We start from the raw sequence: 2,572 nt of genomic DNA, 5'->3' as shown, positions 1-2,572 counted from the left end.
ATCAAGATCCTGGCAACCGGCGGCGTGCTTTCGCAGGGCGACAAGCCGGGCGCAGAACAGATGACCTACGAAGAGATGAAGATGGCGGTCGATACCGCTCATGCTGCGGGCCGCAAAGTGGCTGCTCACGCCCATGGCACGCAAGGCATCAAGGATGCGGTGCGCGCGGGCGTGGACTCGATTGAGCACGGGAGCCTCATCGACGCCGAAGGAATCGAGATGATGAAGCAACACGGGACGTATCTCGTGGCCGATATCTACAACGACGATTACATCCTTGGCAAGGCCGTCGAGTTTGGACTGCCGAAGGAAAACGTCGATAAGGAAAAGATGGTGGGCCGGCTGCAGCGCGAGAACTTCGCCAAAGCGGTTGCAGCGGGTGTGAAGATCGCCTTCGGGACCGATGCGGGCGTCTATCCGCATGGCGACAATGCGAAGCAGTTTCATTACATGGTGAAGTTCGGCATGACGCCTGCGGGCGCGATTCGCGCGGCTACTTCATCGGCGGCGGACCTGATCGATCGCGCGAAAGATGAAGGCACGCTGGAAGCAGGCAAGTATGCTGACCTGATTGCGGTCACCGAGAATCCCCTGGATCGGATTGAAGTGTTGGAGCACGTCTCGTTCGTAATGAAGGGCGGCAAAGTCTACAAAGACGAACTCGGCGCAGCGGCGAAGAAGTAGCTTTTCGCGCGAAGAAGGTATCGCTTTACGGGCCAGTGCGTGACTTCTCCGACGATGCCGGCCCGGGAGGGTGTCGGCGTTTTATTGAGGGAGGCGAACTTGCCGCGATAGCGCCTGGAATCGTGGGTCGGAGCGAAGATTATCGATGCGCGGGTCTGCTTTGAGGTGCCACGAGATCTCGAGGGATTTTTCGTTATACGCCTTTTCCAGGAACTGCATTGCCTTGTCTTTTTCGCCAAGTCCCGCGTAAATAGTGGCGACGATGTACGGCGAAATTTCTTTATCTTTTGATCGGCTCTGGAGGTCACGAAGGATTTGTTCCGCTTCGGCTTTTCTTCCGATCACGGCGTATGCGTTGGCGAGCGAGGCGTAGGCATCCTGATCGCCGTTCGATAGCTCAACAGCTTTTTGAAACTCAGAGATCGCTTCCATGGGCTTTCCGGTGCCTATATAACCGATGCCAAGATTCTGGTGTTCGACCCACTCGTTTGGGTCCGAAGCAATCCCTCTCTGGGCAGCGTCAACAAGGCTGGGGAAATCGCGAAGCTGATAGTAGACACCTGCTTCAGTCATTGCGGCGCTGGAGCCAAGTTCGATCTGGTTGATCCTGGTAATTTCTGCCAAGGCTTCTGCGCGCCTTCCGAGAAACGCAAGAAACTCTGCGCGATCTTCGTGGGCACAGGCATAGCTCGGGGCCGTTGCGATTGCGCGGTTGAATTCCCGCTCGGCTTCATCCCAATTCCAGTCATGCCGCCAACTGATTGTGCCGAGGGTATCGTGCACTTCGCCGATACTGTCGTCGAGTTGCCGCGCCCTGCGAAGTGCTTCGTGAGCAGATTGAAAGGCAGTCTCCTCGGGTATCTGGCGGAAAAGCGCAAGGTAAAGAAACGCATCGGCCAAACCGGAATAAGCCTCAGCGAAGTCCGGACTCTTATGGATGGCCTCTTCGAAGTAGCTTTTTGCCTGAAAGAGCGGTTGTCCCATGGTGAACTGGTTGGTGAGGATATATCGGCCGCGCAGGTAGGCGTCATAAGCCTCAGGATTCACCGAATGCGCCGAGCCGACCCTGGCCTGCTGTTCCGGGGTCAATTCGATGCGAATCTGCTGGGTGACCGCCTCAGCCACTTCGCGCTGCAGGTTGAGAATTCCGTGGAGGGGGCGCTCGTAGGATTCGCTCCAGATGTGGCGGTCGTGCGGGCCATCGAGTAACTGCACGGTGACGCGGACCTGGTCGTTTTCGCGAATGACAGAACCCTCAAGGACGCCGTCGACTCCAAGTTCACGCGCAATTTGCGGTAGGTGCTTCTTTGTGCCCTTGTATTCCATGACGGAGGTATGGGAGATCACTCGCAAAGACTGAATTCTGGACAGTTCCGTGATCAATTGCTCCGTCATACCATCGGCGAAGAAGTCCTGGCCCGGGTCTCCGGAGAGATTTTGCAGCGGGAGCACGGCGATGGAGCGTATGGGCTGAGCCGCGCCTGAGCCATAGAAATAATGCCAGCCAATCCAGCTGGCGAGACCGATCGCACAACAGGATAGGAGCACAATCAGCCATTGGCGACTACGGGGCGCTACGACGGTAACTGCAGCCGCATCGGCTTTATTCCCGTTCTCCGCGGGAACCTGCTGCGCCTCAGCAGAGCCTTTTTCTGCTTCCTTGATTTCCGCGGATCTGTAGGTTTCCGGTGAACTCGGTTCTTCCTCGGATACCTGGGCTATGAACCGGTAACCCCTGCCGGTGAGGGTTTCAACAAAGCGGGGCTCTTGGGGATCGTCCTTTAGGACTTGACGAATCTTGCGGACAGCGCCGTTGATGCTGTTGTCAGTATCGAGAAAGACGTCCTTGCCCCAGATCTTCTCGGCAATTTCTTCGCGAGTGACGAGC

General features: G+C 56.9%; 2 protein-coding genes. One reads left to right on the top strand and one right to left on the bottom strand.

Going from position 1 to position 2,572, the window contains the following annotated elements:
• Positions 1–684, top strand: a 684-nt coding sequence (locus WA354_RS02310; protein ID WP_472811397.1) for a metal-dependent hydrolase family protein, incomplete at its 5' end; no start/stop codon positions are given.
• An 81-nt stretch (positions 685–765) separates the two neighbouring features.
• Here the strand turns inward: WA354_RS02310 and WA354_RS02305 are convergent.
• Positions 766–2,572 (bottom strand): tetratricopeptide repeat protein (locus WA354_RS02305; protein WP_472811396.1); only part of this gene is annotated, 1,807 nt, incomplete at its 5' end.

It is taken from the genome of Occallatibacter sp., assembly GCF_049802275.1.
GTDB lineage: Bacteria > Acidobacteriota > Terriglobia > Terriglobales > Acidobacteriaceae > Telmatobacter.
Note: the sequence above shows the minus strand (reverse complement) of the source record. Positions and strands in the feature narration are given on the sequence as shown.